We start from the raw sequence: 19,599 nt of genomic DNA, 5'->3' as shown, positions 1-19,599 counted from the left end.
CGCACACGCGCCCGACCCGTACCGGCCCGACCGTCAGCGGTGCCCGCTCTGATGGGAACGAGCCTCTGATGACAGCCGATGTGAGACCTCCGCCGGCCGTTGCTCAGTGGGGCCGGACAGCGGCGCGCAGCAGCGCGGCCAAGCCTGCGAGGTCGCCCGCCGTGGCGTGGACGGCATCGAGGTCGAGCCGGGCCTTGGCCGCGATGACCGGCCCGGCCGCCCGCACCGCCCGGGCGATGCCCGGCCCGTGGGTGGCACCGCACGCCGCCACAAGCCGGTCACCGATCATGGAGAGCACGATGAGGCCGCTCGGCACGTCGAGCGCCTCCTGGAGAGCGCCGGCCGGGGCGGTACCCATCGCCTGCACGGTCGCGTCGTACTGGTCGGACCACCACCACGGCACGTCGGTGAAGGCGTCGTCCTCGCCGAGCACCGTGTGGGCGGCGACCTCACCCTGGCGCCCAGCCGCCGTGAACGACTCGAGCCGGATGCCGGGTGTCTCACCCGGGTCCCGCGTACGCACCGCGTCGCCGGCGGCGAACACGTTCGGCTGCGACGTGCGCCCGGACGGGTCGATGAGGATGCCGTCGTCGACGGCCAGGCCGGCGGCCCGGGCCAACCCGTCACGCGGGACGATGCCGACACCGACCACCACAGCGTCGGCCGGCGCGACGGTACCGTCGGCCAGTTGTACGCCGGTCACGGCGCCGCCCTCCGAGCGCAGCACGGCGGCCGGCCCGATGCTCGTGCACACCACCACCCCGTGCGACTCGTGAAGCCTCTGGATCCACCGGCTCACCGCCGCGGGTACCCCTCGCGAGAGCACCCGGGGCGCGGCCTCGAGGACCACGACCTCCACCCCGCGAGTCGCCGCAGCGGCCGCCACCTCCAACCCGATCACGCCACCACCGACCACGACCAGGCGCCTCGCGTCCTCCAGCGCCGCACAGAGCGCGGCCGCGTCCGTCGCGTCCCGCAGGTAGTACACGCCCGCGCCGTCGGCCCCGGGGACGACCAGCCGCCGGGGCTCCGCCCCGTCGCGAGGATCACCGACTCGAAGACGACCTCGTCACCCGAGGCCGTGACGAGCCGCCGGGCGCCGGGGTCCAGGCTGACGACCTTCGCCCCGGTGCGCACCTCGATGCGCTCGCGCCACGGCGCCCCGGCGGGCCACACCTCGGACGCCTCGGCGCCCGGTCGCAGCAGGACATCCTTGGACAGCACCGTGCGGTCGTACGGGGCTCGCTCTTCCGCGGTGAGCAGAACGACGTGCCGTCCGGCGGACGCCAACGCGCGCGCCGCGGCACCAGCCGCAGGGCCGCCGCCGACCACGGCATCCGGTCGGCGGGAGGTCACCGGAAGGGGCACGCGGCGGCGGCGGAGGTCGAGGGCATGCCTGCCACGCTAGTCCGGCGGGTCCGCCACACGGGACCTCGCTCCGCGACCGTTGCGTGCCCTCCGAGGCTCACCCCTCTCCGGGCATGAGTGAGCGTGCGTCTCCGGTCGACGTCAGCGGACGCCAGCGGGTCCAGGCCACCGGGAAGTCCCCATCGTCGAAGCCGACGGGCACTCAATCGATCGAAAGGGTGTCCCGGGGTCGAAGCGCGATGACGGGAGCTGTCACGTGACTCAGAGCCTGTAGGTAGTCGCTGTCAGGAAACGCCGCGGGCTGCCGAACGCGCATGAACCGACCAGCCGGCCACCAGGAGTAGTCAGTTGCCCACTCTGCGGTGCTGTCGGTGGCATCGAAGGCGGGTACCTGCCACGTACAGTTGCCCCGCGACCCCGGGCTCATCCGCCAAGTAGGTGATGCCAAACCACAGCCCGGCGACTCCCACGCGCCCTCGTTGACGGCGACTCCCAGCACTGAACCACGACGGCTAGATCGTGCACGTGTCTCGTACCTGCCGGTCCTGGCTCCTCTGCAGGCGCGCCCAGAGCGGTCAAAATCACCGACTAAAGACCCCCGCGTTAGCAGGCGTTAGCACGCCTTGACTCTCGCTGGAGCGTCGCAAGCCTCTGACCTGCGGTTTTCTGTGGCCAGGGGCGGGGTCGAACCGCCGACCTTCCGATTTTCAGTCGGACGCTCGTACCAACTGAGCTACCTGGCCGGACCTTGCACGAAAGGGCCGGACGAACCGGCCCCTTCGAGAAAGGAGCGACCCCGACGGGACTCGAACCCGCGACCTCCGCCGTGACAGGGCGGCGCGCTAACCAACTGCGCTACGGGGCCTTGGCAAACGCAAGACCGTATCCCCAACGGGATTCGAACCCGTGCTACCGCCGTGAAAGGGCGGGGTCCTGGGCCGCTAGACGATGGGGACCCGACTCTCGTCGGACCCACTCGTCAGCAACCCGGCGCTCGGATCCGTCGAGGACTCGGAAAGCATAGGGGACGGCGCCCCAGCCACCAAAACGGGGGCCGGGGCGCCGGGACGTCAGCCCGGGATGTAGTCGAACTCGTCCGGGTTCGGGCCCGTGCGGCCGCTCTCGCCGCGGTCGAGCGCCGAGATCCGGGTGACCTCGTCGGGGGTCAGCGAGAAGCCGAACAGGTCGAAGTTCTCGCGGATGCGGGACTCGGTGACCGACTTCGGGAAGACGATGTCGCCCCGCTCGATGTGCCAGCGCAGCGTCGCCTGGGCCGGCGTCACGCCGTGCGCCTCGGCGACCTCGACGATCACCGGGTCGTCGAGCACACCACCCTGCGCGATGGGCGACCACGCCTCCGTGGCGATGCCGTGCCCGGCGTCGGCCGCGCGCACGGCCTCGTTCGTCAGGTAGGGGTGCACCTCGACCTGGTTGACGGCCGGGATGACGCCGGTCTCGTCGATGATCCGGGCGAGGTGGGCGGGCTGGAAGTTCGAGACCCCGACGGAGGCGGCGCGGCCGTCGTCGGCGAACGAGGCCATCGTGCGCCACGTGGCGACGAAGTCGCCGTCGTAGCGGGTCGGCAGCGGCCAGTGGATGAGGAAGAGGTCGATCTGCTCGAGCCCGAGCGCGTCGAGGGTGTCGGCGAACGCGCGCTCGGCGTCCTCGGGCGGTGGAAGCCGTTGTTGAGCTTGGAGGTCACGAAGATCTCCTCGCGCGGGATGCCGGAGCGGCGGATGGCCTCGCCGACCTCGCGCTCGTTGCCGTACATCTCGGCGGTGTCGATGTGCCGGTAGCCGATCTCGAGGGCGGTGGTCACGGCGGCGACGGTGTCGGCGGGGTCGATCTGGAAGACGCCGAAGCCGAGCTGGGGGATGGTGCGGCCGGTGTTCAGGGTGATCGTGGGGACGCTCATGTCCGGGCCAGCGTCCTCGCGCCGCCGGGTATTCCGATGACGGCGACCCGGATGCTCAGGGAGCCGCCCACTCCCGCACCCGGTCGACGTCCCACGTCGTGACGATCCGCTCTGCGGGGATGCCCAGCCGCTCGGCCCGCTCGCAGCCGTAGGCCTTCATGTCGAGCTGGCCCGGGGCGTGCGCGTCGGAGTCGATGCTGAAGAGGCAGCCGATGTCGAGGGCGAGCCGGACGAGGTCGTCCGGCGGGTCACAGCGCTCGGGGCGGCTGTTCACCTCGACGGCCGTGTCGTGCTCGGCGCAGGCCTCGAACACGGCGCGGGCGTCGAACTCGGACTGCGGGCGGGTGCCGCGCGAGCCCTCGACGAGCCGGCCCGTGCAGTGCCCGAGCACGTTGACGCGCGGGTTGGAGACGGCGGCGACCATCCGCTTCGTCATCGGGTCGGCGTTCATCCGCAGCTTGGAGTGCACCGAGGCGGTGACGAGGTCGAGCCGGCCGAGCATCTCGTCGGTCTGGTCGAGCGATCCGTCGTCGAGGATGTCGACCTCGATGCCCTTGAGCAGCGTGAAGTGCCCTGCGAGGGAACGGTTCACGCCGTCGACGATCTTCAGCTGCTGACGCAGCCGCTCGACCGTGAGCCCGTTGGCGACGCGCAGCTGCGGGCTGTGGTCGGTGAGGACCATCCACTCGTGGCCGAGCTCGACGCCGGTGAGCACCATCTCGTCGATGGGCGAGCCGCCGTCGCTCCAGTCGGAGTGCAGGTGGCAGTCGCCGCGCAGCCTCGCGTAGAGGTCCTCGCCGCCCTCGACCAGTGGCCCGCCGGCCTTCTCCTGCAACGAGGCGAGGTACGCGGGGACCTCGCCGGCCAGCGCCTCGGCGATGACGCCGGACGTCGACTTCCCGATGCCCGGGATGTCCTGGAGCGTGCCGGCCTCGGCGCGCTCGGCCAGCTCGCCGGCGTCCACGCCCCGCAGCGTCTTCACCGCGTTGCGGAACGCCTCGACGCGGTAGGTGCCGGCCCGGGTCCGCTCGAGGAGGAAGGCGATGCGGCGCAGCGCGTCGACCGGCTCGACCGGCGCCTCGAGGGGCTCGAGCAGGGCGACCACCGGTCAGCCCCGGGTCCCGAGGACGTCCTCGAGGCCGGCGAGGAGGCGCTCGACGTCGTCCTGGCTCGTGTACGGGGCGAGGCCGACGCGCACCCCACCGGTGTCGCCGAGGCCGAGGTGGCGCGAGCACTCGAGGGCGTAGAAGCTGCTCGCCGGGGCGTTGACCCCGTGCTCGGCGAGGCCGCGGTAGACCTCCTGACCGTCGAGGCCGTCGACGGTGAACAGCAGCGTGGGAGTACGGCTCTCGGCGTTGGAGTACACCGTGACGCCCGGCATCCCTCGCAGCCCGGGCTCGAGCACGGCCAGCAGCTTCTCCTCGTGCTCCTCGAGAGCGCGCATCGAGGCCAGCAGCCGCTCGCGCCGGTCGTCGTCGGTGACAGGCGTGTCGAGGTCGTCGAGGGCGGCGAGGAAGTCGACGGCCGCGCTCGTGCCGGCGAGGAGCTCGTAGGGGAGGGTCCCGAGCTCGAAGCGCTCGGGGACGGCGTCGGTGGACGGCGCGAGCTTGTCGTTGCGGACCGTCTCGAGCCAGGCGGGGTCGGCAGCGAGGACCCCGCAGTGCGGGCCGAGGAACTTGTAGGGCGAGCAGGTCCACACGTCGGCACCGAGGGCGGCGACGTCGACGGATGCGTGCGCGGTGGCGTGCACGCCGTCGACCCAGTGCACGGCCCCGACGCGGTGGACGGCCTCGGAGATCTGCCGCACGGGCGGCCGCGTGCCGAGGAGGTTGCTGGCCGCCGTCGTGGCGACGAGCCGGGTGCGCTCGGAGAGCACGGCCTCGACGTCGTCGACGGTCAGCTCGCCGCTCGTGGGGTCGAAGTCGACCCAGCGCACGGTGGCGCCGGCCGCCTCGGCCGCCTGCACCCACGGGCGGATGTTCGAGTCGTGGTCGAGCCGGGTGACGACGACCTCGTCGCCGGGGCCCCAGTCCTTGGCCAGCGCCCGGGCGAGGTCGTACGTGAGCGCGGTGGCGCTGCGGCCCATGACGATGCCGCGCGGGTCGGCCCCGAGCAGGTCGGCGGCCGTGCGCCGGAAGCGCGTCACGACCGCGTCGGCCCGGCGCTCGGAGGCGGTGACCGTGCCGCGGTTGGAGATCGACGCGGTGAGGGTGTCGGCGACCGCGGCCCCGACGACGTCCGGCACCTGGCTCCCGCCGGGACCGTCGAAGTGGGCCAGCCCGGCCGTCAGCGAGGGGAAGTGGGACCGGATGCGCTCGACGTCGTAGGCCATGCCGCCATCCTGCCCCAGCGGGTCACCAGGACGAGTGCAGCGGGCGGCCCTCGGCGAAGCCCGCCGTGCTCTGCAGGCCGACCGTGGCCCGCTCGTGGAACTCCTCGAGCGTGCGCGCGCCGGCGTACGTGCACGACGAGCGCAGCCCGGCGACGATCTCGTCGATGACGTCCTCGACGCTGGGCCGGGCCGGGTCGACGTACATCCGCGCGCTGCTGATGCCCTCCTCGAACATCGCCTTGCGGGCCCGCTCGTAGGCGCTGTCGGTGGCCGTGCGGTGGCGCACCGCGCGGGCCGAGGCCATCCCGAAGGACTCCTTGTACTGGCGGCCCTGCTCGTCGGTGTAGAGGTCGCCGGGGGACTCGAGCGTGCCGGCGAACCACGAGCCGACCATGACGTTCGACGCGCCCGCGGCCAGGGCGAGGGCCACGTCGCGGGGATGACGCACGCCGCCGTCGGCCCACACGTTCTTGCCGAGCTCGCGTGCGGCGGAGGCGCACTCGAGCACCGCCGAGAACTGCGGGCGGCCGACGGCGGTCATCATCCGGGTGGTGCACATGGCGCCCGGGCCGACCCCGACCTTGACGATGTCCGCCCCGGCCTCGAGGAGGTCGCGGGTGCCGGCGGCGGAGACCACGTTGCCGGCGACGAGCGGCACCCCGAGGTCGAGCGCGCGGACGGCCCGCAGGGTCTCGAGCATCTTCTCCTGGTGGCCGTGGGCGGTGTCCATGACGAGCACGTCGGCGCCGGCCTCCACCAGCGCCGCCGCCTTGCCCGCGACGTCGCCGTTGATGCCGACCGCTGCGGCGATGCGCAGCCGGCCCGAGGCGTCGACGGCCGGGCTGTACAGGTGCGCGCGCAGCGCCCCGGCCCGGGTCAGCAGTCCGACGAGCCGGCCGTCGACGTCGACCACGGGTGCCAGCCGACGCCGCGCGTGCGACAGGGTGTCGAAGGCCTTCTCGACGTCGACACCGTCGTCGAGGGTGACCATCTCGCGCACCATGACGTCGGCGAGCTGGGTGTAGCGGTCGACGCCGGTGAGGTCGGTCTCGGTGACGATGCCCACCGGCCGCTCGCCCTGCACGACCACCGCGGCACCGTGGGCCCGCTTGTGCAGCAGCACGAGCGCCTCGCCGGTGGTCGTCGACGGGTCGAGGCTGATCGGGGTGTCGTAGACGAGGTGCCGGCTCTTCTGCCACGCGATGACCTCGGCGACGACCTCGGTCGGGATGTCCTGCGGGATGACGGTCAGCGCGCCGCGGCGGGCGGTCGTCTCGGCCATCCGGCGCCCCGCGATGGCCGTCATGTTGGCGACGACGAGCGGGATGGTCGTGCCCGTGCCGTCGGAGCTGCGCAGGTCGACGTCGAGCCGGCTGGTGACCGACGAGCGGTTCGGCACCATGAAGACGTCGTCGTACGTCAGGTCGTGCTGGGGCAGGAGGTCGTTGAGGAAACGCACGGCACCAGCGTAGGTGCGTCCGGGCCGGGTCGATGGGGCAGGATCGGGCGGGTGAGCCTCATGGCAGTGACCCCGGCCGACGAGCGGCGCCGGGTCGGGCTGCGCCGGATGCGCCTGCTGGCCCTCTCGCTGCTGCTCCTGGCCGCGGTCGCCTTCCTCGCGACGCTGCGCCTCGACGACCACGGCGTCTGGGGCTACGTCAACACCGGGGCCGAGGCGGCCATGGTCGGTGCGCTCGCCGACTGGTTCGCCGTCACCGCGCTGTTCCGGCACCCGATGGGGTTGCCGGTGCCGCACACGGCGATCATCCCCAAGCGCAAGAACGAGATCGGCCGCAACCTCCAGGAGTTCGTCACCGAGAACTTCCTCACCGAGGAGATCGCGCGCGAGCGGCTGGCCGCCGCCCACGTCAGCCGGCGGATCGGTCTGTGGCTCGGCGTCGCGCAGCACCGGCGACGCGTGCTCACCGAGGTGGTGCGGGTGGCCCGCGCCGGGCTCGGGCGGCTCGACGAGGACGAGGTGCGCCGCCTCGTCGAGGACTTCCTCGTGCCGCGGCTGGTCCGCGAGCCCGTGAGCCCCATCGCCGGGGCGCTGCTCGAGGGCGTCGTCGAGGAGAGCACCCACCACGGGCTCGTCGACCTCGGGCTCGAGCAGCTGCACGACTGGCTGCGCGAGAACCCCGGCACGTACTCGGAGGTGCTCACCACCCGGGCGCCGTGGTGGACCCCGCCCTGGCTCGACGAGCGCGTCATCGGCTGGACCTACGATCAGGTCCTCACCTGGCTGCGCGAGATCCGCCGCGACCCGCGCCACCCCGCCCGGCTGGCCCTCGACGACCTGCTGCGCACCCTCGCCCACGACCTGCAGCACGACCCCGCCGTGATGGAGCGGGCCGAGTCGCTCAAGGAGCGGCTGCTCACCCACCCCCAGGCCGCCGAGACCGCGGTCGGGCTGTGGCGGTCGTTCCGGGCTTCGCTCGAGACGGCGATGGACGACGGCGACTCGTACTTCCACCGCCGGGGGACGAGCTGCTCGAGCACCTCGGCGAGCACCTGGTCGACGACCCGGAGTGGTCGGGGATCCTGGAAGCCCGTCTCGGGGAGGCGGTCTCGTTCGTCGTCAACACCTACGGCAGCGAGCTGGCCGAGGTCATCTCGGTGACCGTCGACCGCTGGGACGGGAAGGAGGCCGCCGAGCGGATCGAGCTGCACGTCGGCCGCGACCTGCAGTTCATCCGGATCAACGGCACCGTCGTCGGCGCACTCGCCGGCCTGGTCATCCACGCCGTCGGGCAGACCCTGTCCTGACCGCCGCGTCACGGTCGTCGGCTCGGGCCACCAGGACCGTTGGCAGGATGCCGCGCCACCGCTAGCGTTGAGCCGCCCACCGCGAGCGTGGGCCCCGGCGAAGGGATCTGTCATGGCAGGCAAGTTCGAGGTCTACAAGGACGCCGGCGGCAAGTTCCGCTTCCGGCTCAAGGCGAGCAACGGGCAGATCATCGCCTCGGGCGAGGCCTACGAGACCAAGGCCAGCGCGATGAACGGCGTCGCCTCGGTGCAGAAGAACGCGCCCGGCGCCACCATCGACGACCAGACCTGAGGCCACCCGCAGCCACCTAGGCTCGGTGGATGACCACCGAGCCCGTCGACCGTGCCCGCCTGCTGCGCGCCCTCCTGCTGGCTGCCGTCGTCTTCGGCGCCCTCGACGCCTTCTGGCTGACGGTCGGCTCCGGCACGCTCTACGACGAGCGCATCGGGCACCTGCTGGCGGACAGGCCGAACACCGGTGCAGCCGTGGCGTTCTACGTCGTCTACCTGCTCGGTTTCGTCCACTTCGTGCTGCGGCCGGCGCTGGCGAGCGGGTCGCTCGGCCGCGGGCTGCGCGATGCGGCCGCGTTCGGAGTGGTCACCTACGCGACCTTCGACCTCACGTCGATGGCGGTGTTCCGCGACTTCCCGCTCGTCGTCGTGCTCGTCGACATCGCCTGGGGTGCCGTCCTGTGCACCGTGACCGCGGCCGTCGTGCTCGGCGTGCTGCGACGCACGGCCCGCCCCTGACAGCGGGAGGGCCTCTGCCGCGTCCGGTCAGCGCTTCTTCGGCGGGAGGGGGAAGAACATGCTCGTCCGCTGCTGGTACTCGGGGTACCCGGGACGCTTGGCCATCTCCGACTCCAGCAGCTTCGCGCCGGTCGCGAAGGCCAGGAAGTACGTCATGACCACGGGCGACAGGATGGTCAGCACGCCCGGCCAGGCCTCGGCCGCCACGACGAACAGGCTCCACCAGACGGCGGAGTCGCCGAAGTAGTTCGGGTGGCGCGTCCAGCCCCAGAGGCCGCGGTCCATGACCTTGCCCTTGTTCGACGGGTCGGCCTTGAACGCCTTGAGCTGGGCGTCGCCCACGGACTCGAAGGTCACGCCGACGAGCCAGACGACCACACCGACCGCCGCGACCCAGCCGAGCGCCGTGTCGGTGGAGGCCGCGACCTGCAGCGGCAGCGACACGAACCACGCCGCCAGCCCCTGGACGACGAAGACCCGCTTGACCGCGAACGCGAAGCGCTTCTCCGGCGGCTGCGAGGACAGCATCTTCTCGTAGCGGGGGTCCTCACCCGCACCGAGCGCCCGCCCGCGGATGTGCCACGCCAGGCGCCCGCCCCACAGGGTGACGAGCACGGCGAGGACCAGCGATCGCGCCGAGTGCTGCCCCAGCGCGTACGCCACCCAGCCGATGGCCACGAAGACCAGGCCCCACGTGATGTCGACGACCGCGACCTTGCCGAGACGCTTGGACACCACAGCGGTGACGCCCATCGCGAGCGCCGAGGTCAGGAGCGACCCGAGGAGGACGACGACGAGGGTGCCGCCGGAGAACGCGTCGCCCATCAGCGCGCCGGGTCGGAGACGACGGCGGGGCCGCCGGGGCGGCGCAGCAGCAGCTGGTCGACGCCCATCCGGTTGTCCCGGAAGGCCTGCGAACCACCGACGAGGTAGAGCCGCCAGACGCGGGCTCCCTCCTCGCCGATCAGCTCGACGGCGCGGTCCCAGTTCTCCTCGAGCGTGCGCGCCCACGCGTCGACCGTCCACACGTAGTGCTCGCGCAGGGCGTGCACCCCGCGGACCTCGAACCCGGCGCCCTGGAGGAAGTTCAGGGTGTCGCCGACGGGGCGCATCGTCATGTCGGGGGCGATGAACTGCTCGATGAACGGCCCACCGCCCGGGTGGTGCCCCGCGATGCGCGACATCTGCTGCACGAGCACGTACCCGCCCGGCCGCACCGAGCGGTGCAGCACCGACGCGTAGGTGTCGTAGTTCTTCTCGCCGACGTGCTCACCCATCTCGAGGGACGCGACGGCGTCGAACGGCTCGTCGCGCACCTCGCGGTAGTCCTGGAGGCGGATCTCGACCCGGTCCTGCAGCCCACGCTCGCGGATGCGCTGGTCGATGAACGCCTTCTGCTCGGCCGCGATGGTGACGCCGGTGACCTGCGCCCCGAAGTGCTCGGCGGCGTACAGCGACAGCGACCCCCACCCGCAGCCGACGTCGAGGAAGCGCATCCCCTCGGAGAGACCGACCTTCCGGCACACCATGTCGAGCTTGGCGGCCTGGGCGGCCTCGAGCGGCATCTCCGGCCCGTCGGCGTAGAAGCCGCACGAGTAGGCCATGTGCGGGTCGAGGAGGAACTCGTAGAACTCGTTCGACAGGTCGTAGTGGTGGCTGATGGACGCGCGGTCGCGGGCCAGCGAGTGCAGCCGGCCCTTGACGACCGCCTGGGTGGCCGGCGGGGCCGGGGGACGGGCCAGCGCCCCGGTGTCGCGGCCGAGCCGGACGAGGTCGGGCAGCAGCCGGGCGACGCGCGCCGGGGTCAGCGGCGGAAGCGAGCGGGCGGCGACCGTCTCGCGGACGAGGTCGAGGGCGTCGCCGACGTCACCGTGCACCTCGAGCTCGCCGGTGACGTAGGCCTGCGCGGCCCCGAGCTCGCCCGGGTGCCAGAGCAGCCGGGTCAGGGCCTGCGGGGTCCGCAGCTCGACGAGCATCCCGTCGACCGGGCCGGCCTCGGACCCGTCCCAGGTGCGCAGCCGCACGGGCAGCGGCCCGCCGAGCAGGGGCCGCAGGGCCGCCTCGATGCGGGTGGCCGCACCGCCCCTCGTCGTCGTGGTCCGGCCGGGCTCGGTCATCGTCACGTGCTGCTCCTGGGATCGGGTGAGGCGGTCGGGTCGGACGGGCCGGCGCACAACCGGCGCCGGGCGTCACGACCGTCGTTCGGAGTCCGCGGTCGCAGCGGATGCCTCGCGCGCCCGGCGACGCTCGCGGGCGGCGGTGGTGAGCAACCCCACGTCGGCGACGAGGTCGGGGCCGAGGTGCATGGCGCCGATCTCCTCGAGGACGCGCGGGGTGGTGCCCCGGCCGGCGAGCCACAGCGGGTGGACCTCGGCGAGCCGGCGCAGGGCCGGCGCGTGGGCCCGGAACCCGGAGGGCCGGCGCGAGGCGAGGACCACGGCGTCCGGGCGGGTGAGGTCGGCGGCGGAGGCCAGCGACCCGACCGGGGTGTCGGGACCGAGGTAGCGGATGCGCCAGCCGGCCCGCCCGAGCAGCACCCCGAAGCCGAGCAGGATGATGTCGTGGAACTCGCCCGGGGGCAGGCGAGCACGGCGACCGGGCCGGTGCCGATGCCCCAGGTGAGCGACAGCGCACCGAGGCGGCGACGGACGAGGCTGCTCGCGAAGTGCTCCTGGGCGATGCCGATGCGCCCGAGCTCCCACATCTCGCCGACGCGCACGAAGAAGGGCACGAGGACGTCGACGATGGCGCTCTCGACGGACCGGTCGAGGAAGGCGGTGTCGAGGACGGCGTGGGCGCGGTCCTCGTCGAGGGCGGTGACGGCGTCGAGCAGCTGGGCCACGAGCACGGGCGGGTCGGCACGCATCGTGTCGCGGGCGGGCTCGGCGCCGTCGAGCATCCCGTCGCCGTCGGCGAGCGCACCCATCGCGGCGGCGGCCCCGGCCCGCTCGGCGGCGAGCACCTGGCGGGCGGCCTCCATCGCGCTGACGCCCTGCTCGCGCAGGGCCAGCACCTCACGGACGCGGCGCTCGTCGTCGGTGCCGTAGAGCCGGTAGCCACCGGGCGAGCGGACGGGGTCGAGGAGGTTGTACCGCGCCTCCCACGCACGCAGGACGTGCGTGCTGACTCCCACTCGGGATGCCAGCTCGCCAATCCGCATCGACGGGGGAACCGAACGCCTCACACGGCCACGGTAAGCGCTGGTCGGAGATTTGACAAACCTTTGACGAAGGTCGACGAAAGGTTCTACGGTGCTGCCCATGCCGCCCACCCCTGCGGAGCGACACCCTGCTCCCGAGCGCATCGCCGTCGTCGGGGCCGGAGTCTCCGGGCTCACCGCGGCGCACGTGCTCTCCACCCGCCACGACGTGACGCTCTACGAGGGCGACTCGCGCCTCGGCGGGCACGCGCACACCCACACCGTGCCGACCGCCCACGGCGACCTGCGGGTCGACAGCGGGTTCATCGTCCACAACGACCGCACGTACCCGTACCTGCGCCGGCTCTTCCGCGAGCTGGGCGTCGAGGCCCGCGACACCGAGATGTCGATGAGCATCCGCGACGAGTCGACCGGCCTCGAGTACGCCGGCGGCCGCGGGGTCAAGGGCTTCGTGGCCCGCCCCCGCCAGCTGCTCGACCGCGAGTACGTCGGGATGCTCCGGGCCGTCAAGCGCTTCCACGCGCTCGCCACGGCCTTCCTCGAGCAGACCGACGACGAGGACACGACCACCTACGGCGAGTTCATCCGCGACGCCGGGTTCCCCGAGTCCTTCACCCGGCTCTACGCCATCCCGGTCGTCGCCTGCGTCTGGTCGAGCGGCGAGGGCCAGGCCCTCGACTACCCGGCGCGCTACCTCTTCCGGTTCCTCCAGCACCACGGGATGCTCTCGGTCGGCGACTCCCCGCAGTGGATGACCGTCGTCGGCGGCTCGCGCACCTACGTCGACCTGCTGGCCGCCCGGCTGCCCGCGGTGCACGTCGGCGACCCGGTCACGTCCGTCGCGCGCACGCCCGACGGCGTCGAGATCCGCACTGCCGGAGGGCGGCTCGACCGTCACGACCGGGTCGTCGTGGCCACCCACGCCGACGACGCGCTGCGCCTGCTCGCCGACGCCACACCGTCCGAGAAGGAGGTGCTCGGCGCCTTCCGGTACTCGCAGAACGAGACCGTGCTGCACCGCGACGGCTCGCTCATGCCCCGTGCCCGGCTGGCCCGCTCGTCGTGGAACTACCTCGTCGGCGACGACCCGTCGCAGGGCGCCGTCGTCACGTACTGGATGAACCGCCTCCAGGGCCTGCCCGCCGACGAGCCGTTCTACGTGACGCTCAACGCGTCCGACCGGATCGACCCCGGTAGCGTCGTCGCCACCATGCAGTACTCGCACCCCCTCTACGACCTCGACGCCGTGCGGGCCCAGCGCCGCATCCCCGAGATCACCACCGAGCGCACCGCCTTCGCGGGTGCCTGGCAGGGCTGGGGCTTCCACGAGGACGGCTGCCGGTCCGGTGTCGAGGCGGCCCGGGCCCTCGGGGTCGAGTGGTGACCCGATGACCACTGCCACCGACCTCCCCGTCCTGCCCTCGCTCGTCGTCGGCCGGGTCCACCACACCCGGCACCGCCCGGTGCGCCACTCGTTCACGCACAAGCACACCCAGTGGCTCGTCGACCTCGACGCGATGCCCCGCCTGCCCCGCTGGTTGCGCCCGGTCGCGACCTTCCGCGGCGAGGACCACCTGTCGGGCAACCCCGGCATCGCCGCGCTCAAGGCCAACGTCCTGCGGGTGCTCGAGCGCGACGGCGTCGGCACCACGCCGCGCGACCGCGTCGTGATGCTCGCCCACGCGCGCACCCTCGGCCACGTCTTCGACCCGATGAGCGCCTTCTGGGTGTTCGCCCCCGACGGCGGCCTGCGGGCCGTGCTCGTCGAGGTCCACAACACCTACGGGGCCGGCACGCGTACGTGCTGCGGCCCGACGAGGGCGGCCGGGCCTCGATGGACAAGGACTTCTACGTCTCCCCGTTCAACGACGTCGAGGGCGAGTACGCCATCCGCCTCACCATGACGCCCGACACGGTCGGTGTGGCCATCCGCCTGCGCCTGCACGACGAACCACTGGTGACCGCGACCGTGACGGGCACCCCGAGGCCGGCGACGACCTCGACGGTGGCCCGCAGCGCGCTGCGACACCCGTTGATGCCCCAGCGGGTGAGCGGGCTCATCCGCCTCCACGGCATCTGGCTGTGGCTGCGGAGACTGCCCGTCCGCCCCCGCCCCGAGACCTCCCTGGAGAGCGTGCGATGACCACCGCCGACACCCACCGCCTCGAGCTCACCGCCCCGCGGCTGACCTCCCACCGCGCCCTGACCCGGGGTGCCGTCGCCAAGGCGATCACCGAGGTCGCCGTGCGGCCCATGCCGATCCGGATGCGCTACCCCGACGGCTCCGTCGTCGGCGCGGGTGGCCCGGACAGCCCGGTGCTCGAGGTCGTGCGTCCCCGCGCGCTCTTCCGCCGGCTCGAGGCGCACCCGAAGATCGGCCTCGGCGAGGCGTACATGGCCGGCGACTGGCGCGCCGGCGACGGCACCGACCTCGCACAGGCCCTCATGCCCTTCGCCGCCCGGATGGGCGAGCTCGTCCCGAAGCCGCTGCTCTCGCTGCGCGGCCTCGTCGACCGGGCCATCCCGCGCCACCAGCGCAACACCCTCGAGGGCTCGCGCAGCAACATCAGCGCGCACTACGACCTGTCGAACGACCTGTTCGCCGCGTTCCTCGACCCCTCCCTGTCCTACAGCTCGGCGCTCTTCGACCCGACCCGCCCGGTCGCCGGTCAGGACCTGCACGGCGCCCAGCTGCGCAAGATCGAGGCCATCCTCGACGCCGCCGACGTGCACGAGGGCTCGCGGGTCCTCGAGATCGGCACCGGCTGGGGCGAGCTGTCCATCCGCGCCGCGGCCCGCGGGGCCACCGTCACCTCCGTCACGCTCTCGGCCGAGCAGCGCGACCTGGCCCGGGAGCGCATCGCTGCCGCCGGCCACACCGACCGCATCGAGGTGCTCCTCCAGGACTACCGCGAGACGACCGGGCAGTTCGACGCGATCGTCAGCGTCGAGATGATCGAGGCCGTCGGCGAGGAGTACTGGGAGACCTACTTCCAGCAGATCGACACGCTGCTGGCGCCCGGTGGCGCCGTCGCCATCCAGGCCATCCTCATGGAGCACCACCGGCTGCTGGCCACCAAGGGCTCGTTCGGCTGGATCCAGAAGTACATCTTCCCGGGCGGCCTCATCCCCTCCCTCCAGGCCATCCGCGACGTCACGCGTGAGTCGACGTCGCTGCGGGTAGAGAGGGTGCAGGCGTTCGGGGCCGACTACGCGGAGACCCTGCGTCGCTGGCGCGAGACCTTCATCGCCCGGTGGGACGAGATCGAGCACCATGGCTTCGACGAGACCTTCCGGCGCATGTGGGAGTTCTACCTCGCGTACTGCGAGGCCGGCTTCGCCACCGGCTACCTCGACGTCGCCCAGATCCGCTTCACCCGCCAGGAGGACCGATGACCACGACCGTCGAACGCACCATCCGCACGAGCACGAGCGCCGAGGAGGTGTTCCCCTACCTCGCCGACTTCCGGAACGCGACGGAGTGGGACGCCGGGACGGTCTCGTGCGAGCGGGTGTCCGGTGACGGCGGCCCGGGCACGACCTACAGGAACGTGTCGAAGTTCGCCGGCAACACCGTCGAGCTCGAGTACACGACCGAGGAGGTCCAGGCCCCGCGCTTCGTCATCGTCGGCCGCAACGCGACGACCACGAGCCACGACACCATCACCGTGCGCCCCGACGGCACCGGCGCCGAGGTCACCTACCGGGCGGACTTCGAGTTCACCGGGCTGGCCCGCTTCCTCGGACCGGTGATGACCCCGCTGCTCGGACGCCTGGGTGACCGCACGGCCGCGCAGCTCAAGGAGACGTTGGACCGCCGGTGAGCGACACGGGACACCACTCCGACGGGACCGGGCGCCGGGCGCTCGTCACGGGCGCGACCGGCTACATCGGGTCGCGCCTGGTCCCGATGCTGCTCGACCGGGGCTGGACCGTGCGCGTGCTCACCCGGGACGCGTCGAAGATCTCCGACCGCGCGTGGGCCGGGCGCGCCGAGGTCGTCGAGGGCGACGCGACGTCGCGCTCGACCCTCGCCGAGGCGCTCGCCGACGTCGACGTCGCCTACTACCTGCTGCACTCGATGGACAGCGCCGGCGGCTTCGTCGAGCGCGACCGCGAGATGGCGCAGACGTTCGGCCGGGCGGCGTACGAGGCCGAGGTCGGCCGGATCGTCTACCTCTCCGGCCTGCACCCGCAGGAGGGCCCGCTGAGCGACCACCTCGCCTCGCGCGTCGAGGTCGGTGACCTGCTGCTGTCGAGCGGCGTGCCGACCGCGGTGCTGCAGGCGGCGATCATCCTCGGGTCGGGGTCGGCGTCCTTCGAGATGCTGCGCCACCTCACCTCGCGGCTGCCGGTGATGATCACGCCGAAGTGGCTCGACAACCGCATCCAGCCCATCGCCGCGCGCGACGTGCTGCACTACCTCGTCGGCGCCGCCGACCTGCCCCCGACGTCAACCGCACCTTCGACGTCGGCGGCCCGGACGTGCTGACCTACCGCGAGATGATCACCCGCTTCGCCCGGCTCGCCGGCATGTTCCCGCGCACGATCGTCACCGTGCCGGTGCTCACCCCCGGCTGGCCAGCCAGTGGGTCGGCTTCGTCACGCCCGTGCCCACCGGGCTCGCGAAACCGTTGGTGGAGAGCCTGCTCCACGAGGTCGTGTGCGAGGAGTCCGACATCGACGACCTCGTCGGCGCCCCCGCCGGCGGGGCCCTCGGCTACGACCGCGCCGTCACCGACGCGATCGCCGGCGATGACGCCGACCCGCGCCCCGAGCCGGGCACCGTCGACCCCGCCCGGGTCACCGCCGCCGACCCGGAGTGGGCCGGGGGCGGTCGCGGTTCGGGGTCGTGAGGGTCGGGCCGTGAACCCCGTCGCCGAGCTGCGCGCCTTCGTGCGGGCGGCCCTCGTCGACCCGGTTCCGCGCGACCACACCGAGTCCGACGCGGCCTTCCACCGACGCCGCCGGGTCGCCGTCGTCACCCTCCTCGTCGGCGCCGGGGTGCTGGCGTGGGCGCTGCGCATCGAGCCGGGTGACCCGACGTTCTACGTCGCGACGCTCGCCCTGGCCGCCGTCTGGGCCGTCGGGGCGTTCTCGTCGGGTCCGCTGCACCTCGGCCGGGCGCACCGCCGCGTCGGTGGGGGCGAGAGCCGGGCGGTCGTGCAGTCGCTGGCCCTCGGGGCGCTGCTGCTCCTCGTCTTCCTCGCCGGGTCGCTCGTCGTGGCCCGGGTGCCGCTGCTGCGCGACCCGGTGCAGGACCTGCTCGACCACGCGCGCTTCGGGTCGCTGTGGGTCGTCGCCCTCATCACGATGGTCAACGGCGTCGCCGAGGAGCTGTACTTCCGCGGTGCGCTGTACGCCGGGGTGGGCCGCAAGCACGCGGTCGCCGTGACCACCGTGGTCTACGCGCTGGTGACGGCCACCTCGGGCATCCCCCTGCTCGTCCTCGCCGGGCTCCTCGTCGGGCTCGTCGTCGGCCTGCAGCGGCGCGTGACCGGAGGCATCCTCGGCCCGGTCGTCACGCACCTCACGTGGTCGCTCGGGATGCTCTTCCTCCTGCCCGCCGTCCTCGACCGCTTCTCGTGAGGAGCCACCCCCGATGACCGCCGTCCTCTGGCTGCGCCGCGACCTGCGACGCCGCGACCACCCCGCCCTGCTCGCCGCGCGCGAGGCCGCCGGCGACGGCGACCTCGTCGTGGCCTTCGTCGTCGACCCGCGGCTCTGGGACAGCGGCGGCCCGGTGCGCCGGGCGTGGCTGGCCGCGAACCTCCGGGCCCTCGACGAGTCGCTCGACGGTGGCCTGACGCTGTTGCACGGCGACCCGCGCCAGGTGGTCCCGGCTCTCGCACAACGGGTCTCCGCGACCTCGGTGCACCTGTCCCGTGAGAGCACACCGGCCGGGGTGCGACGCGACGAGGTCGTGCGCGACGCCCTCGGCGACGGGGTCGAGTGGGTCGAGACGGGCACGCCCTACGCCGTCGGACCGGGGCTGGTGACCAACGGCTCGGGGACCCGTACAAGGTGTTCACCCCCTTCGCGAAGGCCTGGCGGCAGCACGGATGGCCGTCGCCGGCCCCGACGCCCCGGTCGCTGGACGTCCGGCACGTGCGCAACGACGCCGACGCGACGGCCGCCCTCGACGCCGCCCTGTCGGCCCCCGACCTCCCCGAGCTGCCCCCGGCCGGCGAGGAGGCGGCCCTGCGCCGCTGGCGCTCCTTCCGCGACGACGACCTCGGCGACTACGCCGACGGGCGCAACCTGCCCGCCGTCGATGCGACGTCGCGGATGTCGCCCTACCTCAAGCTCGGGGTGGTGCACCCGCGGACGCTGCTGGCCGAGGTCGCCGACCTCCGCGGCACCGGGGTCGAGACCTTCCGCGACGAGCTGGCCTGGCGCGAGTTCTACGCGGACGTGCTGTGGCACAACCCGAAGAGCGCCTGGGCGGACCTGCGGCCGGCGCTCTCGGGCATGCGCTACGACGAGCCGGAGGACGCCATCGAGGCGTGGCGGTCCGGGCACACCGGCTACCCCGTGGTCGACGCCGGGATGCGCCAGCTGCTCGCCGAGGGCTGGATGCACAACCGGGTCCGGATGATCACCGCGAGCTTTCTCACCAAGGACCTGCACGTCTGGTGGCCGGTGGGGGCGCGCCACTTCCTCGACCGGCTGGCCGACGGGGACGTGGCGTCGAACAACCACGGCTGGCAGTGGGTGGCCGGCACCGGCACGGACGCCTCCCCGTACTTCCGCGTCTTCAACCCGGTGACGCAGGGCGAGAAGTTCGACCCGTCCGGCGACTACGTCCGGCGCTGGGTGCCCGAGCTGCGCCACCTCGACGGCAAGGCCGCGCACCGGCCGTGGGAGCACGATGCGGGCTACGCCCACGGCTACCCCGAGCGGATCGTCGACCACGCGGCCGAGCGCCAGGAGGCCCTCGACCGGCTGGCCGCCACCAAGCGCTGACCGGAGCTGTCGAAGGTCGGGTTCTTTTCCACACACGGAGTTGGGGAAATACCTTCTGCGCCGGTAGACTCGCCGCCAGACGAGGGGAGTACTTCCCAAGTCCGTTCCGGTCAGTACGAGCGCCCCACGGCGCTCCCGGTGCGGCACCGCCTCGGCGGTGAAGGAGACCTCGGGCCTGCGTCATCCATGCCCGAAGGAGTCCCATGTCATCCCTCCACACCCTCCTGGCCGCGGCCGAGCCCGCCGCTACCCAGGAGTCCGTCGGCACGCCCCTGCTCTGGGGCGTCACCATCACCGCCGTGCTCGTCCTCTTCGCCCTCGACTTCGTCATCACCCGCAAGC

17 protein-coding genes, 3 tRNA genes and 4 pseudogenes are annotated in these 19,599 nt (G+C 72.9%); 12 read left to right on the top strand and 12 right to left on the bottom strand.

Annotated features, from left to right (window positions below):
* Positions 1-103: 103 nt before the first annotated feature.
* The 9 genes and pseudogenes from G7075_RS21420 to G7075_RS14335 all read right to left on the bottom strand — a co-directional run bounded on the left by G7075_RS21420 (position 104) and on the right by G7075_RS14335 (position 7,074).
* On the bottom strand, positions 104-403 hold the full coding sequence (locus G7075_RS21420) for an oxidoreductase C-terminal domain-containing protein (RefSeq protein ID WP_256378075.1): 300 nt from the start codon (positions 401-403) through the stop codon (positions 104-106).
* Between the two features lie 111 nt (positions 404-514).
* Positions 515-1,332 (bottom strand): annotated as a pseudogene (locus G7075_RS21415) (NAD(P)/FAD-dependent oxidoreductase); the annotation flags it as partial.
* Between the two features lie 705 nt (positions 1,333-2,037).
* Positions 2,038-2,111: transfer RNA gene (locus G7075_RS14365), tRNA-Phe, on the bottom strand.
* Positions 2,112-2,159: 48 nt separating this feature from the next.
* Positions 2,160-2,233: transfer RNA gene (locus G7075_RS14360), tRNA-Asp, on the bottom strand.
* 18 nt (positions 2,234-2,251) lie between these two features.
* A tRNA-Glu gene (locus G7075_RS14355) sits at positions 2,252-2,324 on the bottom strand.
* A 114-nt stretch (positions 2,325-2,438) separates the two neighbouring features.
* Positions 2,439-3,283 (bottom strand): annotated as a pseudogene (locus G7075_RS14350) (aldo/keto reductase).
* 55 nt (positions 3,284-3,338) lie between these two features.
* On the bottom strand, positions 3,339-4,388 hold the full coding sequence (locus tag G7075_RS14345) for a PHP domain-containing protein (protein ID WP_166122816.1): 1,050 nt from the start codon (positions 4,386-4,388) through the stop codon (positions 3,339-3,341).
* Between the two features lie 3 nt (positions 4,389-4,391).
* A complete protein-coding gene (locus G7075_RS14340) occupies positions 4,392-5,615 on the bottom strand; it encodes a cysteine desulfurase-like protein (RefSeq protein WP_166122814.1) in 1,224 nt (407 codons plus the stop codon).
* Positions 5,616-5,637: 22 nt separating this feature from the next.
* A complete protein-coding gene (locus G7075_RS14335; protein WP_166122812.1) occupies positions 5,638-7,074 on the bottom strand; it encodes a GuaB1 family IMP dehydrogenase-related protein in 1,437 nt (478 codons plus the stop codon).
* A gap of 60 nt (positions 7,075-7,134) precedes the next feature.
* Between G7075_RS14335 and G7075_RS14330 the strand changes: the two genes are divergently transcribed.
* From G7075_RS14330 to G7075_RS14320, 4 genes are all read left to right on the top strand, one after another.
* Positions 7,135-8,235: a DUF445 domain-containing protein gene (locus tag G7075_RS14330; protein WP_371814250.1), complete on the top strand. Its 1,101-nt coding sequence runs from the start codon at positions 7,135-7,137 to the stop codon at positions 8,233-8,235.
* The gene (locus G7075_RS22955) at positions 8,127-8,381 is read left to right on the top strand and encodes a DUF445 family protein (protein WP_371814249.1); all 255 of its coding nucleotides are present in this window, start codon (positions 8,127-8,129) and stop codon (positions 8,379-8,381) included. Before G7075_RS14330 ends, G7075_RS22955 begins: the two co-directional genes overlap by 109 nt.
* 112 nt (positions 8,382-8,493) lie before the next feature.
* Positions 8,494-8,673, top strand: a complete 180-nt coding sequence (locus G7075_RS14325; protein WP_166122810.1) for a YegP family protein — start codon at positions 8,494-8,496, stop codon at positions 8,671-8,673.
* A gap of 29 nt (positions 8,674-8,702) precedes the next feature.
* Positions 8,703-9,131 (top strand): DUF2177 family protein, encoded by a 429-nt coding sequence (locus tag G7075_RS14320; RefSeq protein ID WP_166122808.1) that lies wholly within the window; start codon positions 8,703-8,705, stop codon positions 9,129-9,131.
* Positions 9,132-9,158: 27 nt separating this feature from the next.
* On the opposite strand, the gene G7075_RS14315 is transcribed toward G7075_RS14320, so the two are convergent.
* The 3 genes from G7075_RS14315 to G7075_RS14305 are packed head-to-tail and all read right to left on the bottom strand — an operon-like array spanning position 9,159 to position 12,291.
* Positions 9,159-9,956 carry a DUF1295 domain-containing protein gene (locus G7075_RS14315; protein ID WP_166122806.1) on the bottom strand — a complete coding sequence of 266 codons (798 nt, stop codon included), beginning with the start codon at positions 9,954-9,956 and terminating at the stop codon, positions 9,159-9,161.
* Positions 9,956-11,248, bottom strand: coding sequence for a cyclopropane-fatty-acyl-phospholipid synthase family protein (locus G7075_RS14310; protein ID WP_166124398.1), 1,293 nt, complete (start codon positions 11,246-11,248; stop codon positions 9,956-9,958). The genes G7075_RS14315 and G7075_RS14310 overlap by 1 nt, the downstream gene beginning before the upstream one ends.
* Positions 11,249-11,250: 2 nt before the next feature.
* Positions 11,251-12,291 (bottom strand): B12-binding domain-containing protein, encoded by a 1,041-nt coding sequence (locus tag G7075_RS14305; protein WP_256378032.1) that lies wholly within the window; start codon positions 12,289-12,291, stop codon positions 11,251-11,253.
* A gap of 100 nt (positions 12,292-12,391) precedes the next feature.
* Between G7075_RS14305 and G7075_RS14300 the strand changes: the two genes are divergently transcribed.
* From G7075_RS14300 to G7075_RS14270, 8 genes and pseudogenes are all read left to right on the top strand, one after another.
* Positions 12,392-13,675, top strand: coding sequence for an NAD(P)/FAD-dependent oxidoreductase (locus G7075_RS14300; protein WP_166122802.1), 1,284 nt, complete (start codon positions 12,392-12,394; stop codon positions 13,673-13,675).
* 4 nt (positions 13,676-13,679) lie between these two features.
* Positions 13,680-14,434 (top strand): annotated as a pseudogene (locus G7075_RS14295) (DUF1365 domain-containing protein).
* Complete coding sequence (locus G7075_RS14290; RefSeq protein WP_166122800.1) at positions 14,431-15,687, top strand: cyclopropane-fatty-acyl-phospholipid synthase family protein; 1,257 nt, start codon at positions 14,431-14,433, stop codon at positions 15,685-15,687. The pseudogene G7075_RS14295 and the gene G7075_RS14290 overlap by 4 nt, the downstream one beginning before the upstream one ends.
* Positions 15,684-16,115 (top strand): SRPBCC family protein, encoded by a 432-nt coding sequence (locus G7075_RS14285; protein WP_166122798.1) that lies wholly within the window; start codon positions 15,684-15,686, stop codon positions 16,113-16,115. Before G7075_RS14290 ends, G7075_RS14285 begins: the two co-directional genes overlap by 4 nt.
* Positions 16,112-16,783 carry an NAD(P)H-binding protein gene (locus G7075_RS21410; protein ID WP_240917633.1) on the top strand — a complete coding sequence of 224 codons (672 nt, stop codon included), beginning with the start codon at positions 16,112-16,114 and terminating at the stop codon, positions 16,781-16,783. The genes G7075_RS14285 and G7075_RS21410 overlap by 4 nt, the downstream gene beginning before the upstream one ends.
* 145 nt (positions 16,784-16,928) lie before the next feature.
* Positions 16,929-17,147 carry a hypothetical protein gene (locus G7075_RS21405; RefSeq protein WP_240917632.1) on the top strand — a complete coding sequence of 73 codons (219 nt, stop codon included), beginning with the start codon at positions 16,929-16,931 and terminating at the stop codon, positions 17,145-17,147.
* Between the two features lie 10 nt (positions 17,148-17,157).
* Complete coding sequence (locus G7075_RS14275) at positions 17,158-17,880, top strand: CPBP family intramembrane glutamic endopeptidase (RefSeq protein WP_240917631.1); 723 nt, start codon at positions 17,158-17,160, stop codon at positions 17,878-17,880.
* Positions 17,881-17,893: 13 nt separating this feature from the next.
* Positions 17,894-19,257, top strand: a pseudogene (locus G7075_RS14270) (deoxyribodipyrimidine photo-lyase).
* Positions 19,258-19,599 lie beyond the last annotated feature (342 nt).

The sequence above is a fragment of the Phycicoccus sp. HDW14 genome (assembly GCF_011383005.1).
GTDB lineage: Bacteria > Actinomycetota > Actinomycetes > Actinomycetales > Dermatophilaceae > Phycicoccus.
The sequence above is the reverse complement of the archived record's forward strand: the minus strand, read 5'-3'. Positions and strand labels throughout refer to the sequence as shown.

Bases quoted from the DNA above. Each gene is read 5' to 3' on its own strand.
- G7075_RS14325 (WP_166122810.1), top strand. From the start codon at position 8,494: ATGGCAGGCAAGTTCGAGGTCTACAAGGACGCCGGCGGCAAGTTCCGC.
- G7075_RS14305 (WP_256378032.1), bottom strand. From the start codon at position 12,291: ATGCGGATTGGCGAGCTGGCATCCCGAGTGGGAGTCAGCACGCACGTC.
- G7075_RS14320 (WP_166122808.1), top strand. From the start codon at position 8,703: ATGACCACCGAGCCCGTCGACCGTGCCCGCCTGCTGCGCGCCCTCCTG.
- G7075_RS14300 (WP_166122802.1), top strand. From the start codon at position 12,392: ATGCCGCCCACCCCTGCGGAGCGACACCCTGCTCCCGAGCGCATCGCC.
- G7075_RS14285 (WP_166122798.1), top strand. From the start codon at position 15,684: ATGACCACGACCGTCGAACGCACCATCCGCACGAGCACGAGCGCCGAG.
- G7075_RS14340 (WP_166122814.1), bottom strand. From the start codon at position 5,615: ATGGCCTACGACGTCGAGCGCATCCGGTCCCACTTCCCCTCGCTGACG.
- G7075_RS14330 (WP_371814250.1), top strand. From the start codon at position 7,135: ATGGCAGTGACCCCGGCCGACGAGCGGCGCCGGGTCGGGCTGCGCCGG.
- G7075_RS14310 (WP_166124398.1), bottom strand. From the start codon at position 11,248: ATGACCGAGCCCGGCCGGACCACGACGACGAGGGGCGGTGCGGCCACC.
- G7075_RS14290 (WP_166122800.1), top strand. From the start codon at position 14,431: ATGACCACCGCCGACACCCACCGCCTCGAGCTCACCGCCCCGCGGCTG.
- G7075_RS14315 (WP_166122806.1), bottom strand. From the start codon at position 9,956: ATGGGCGACGCGTTCTCCGGCGGCACCCTCGTCGTCGTCCTCCTCGGG.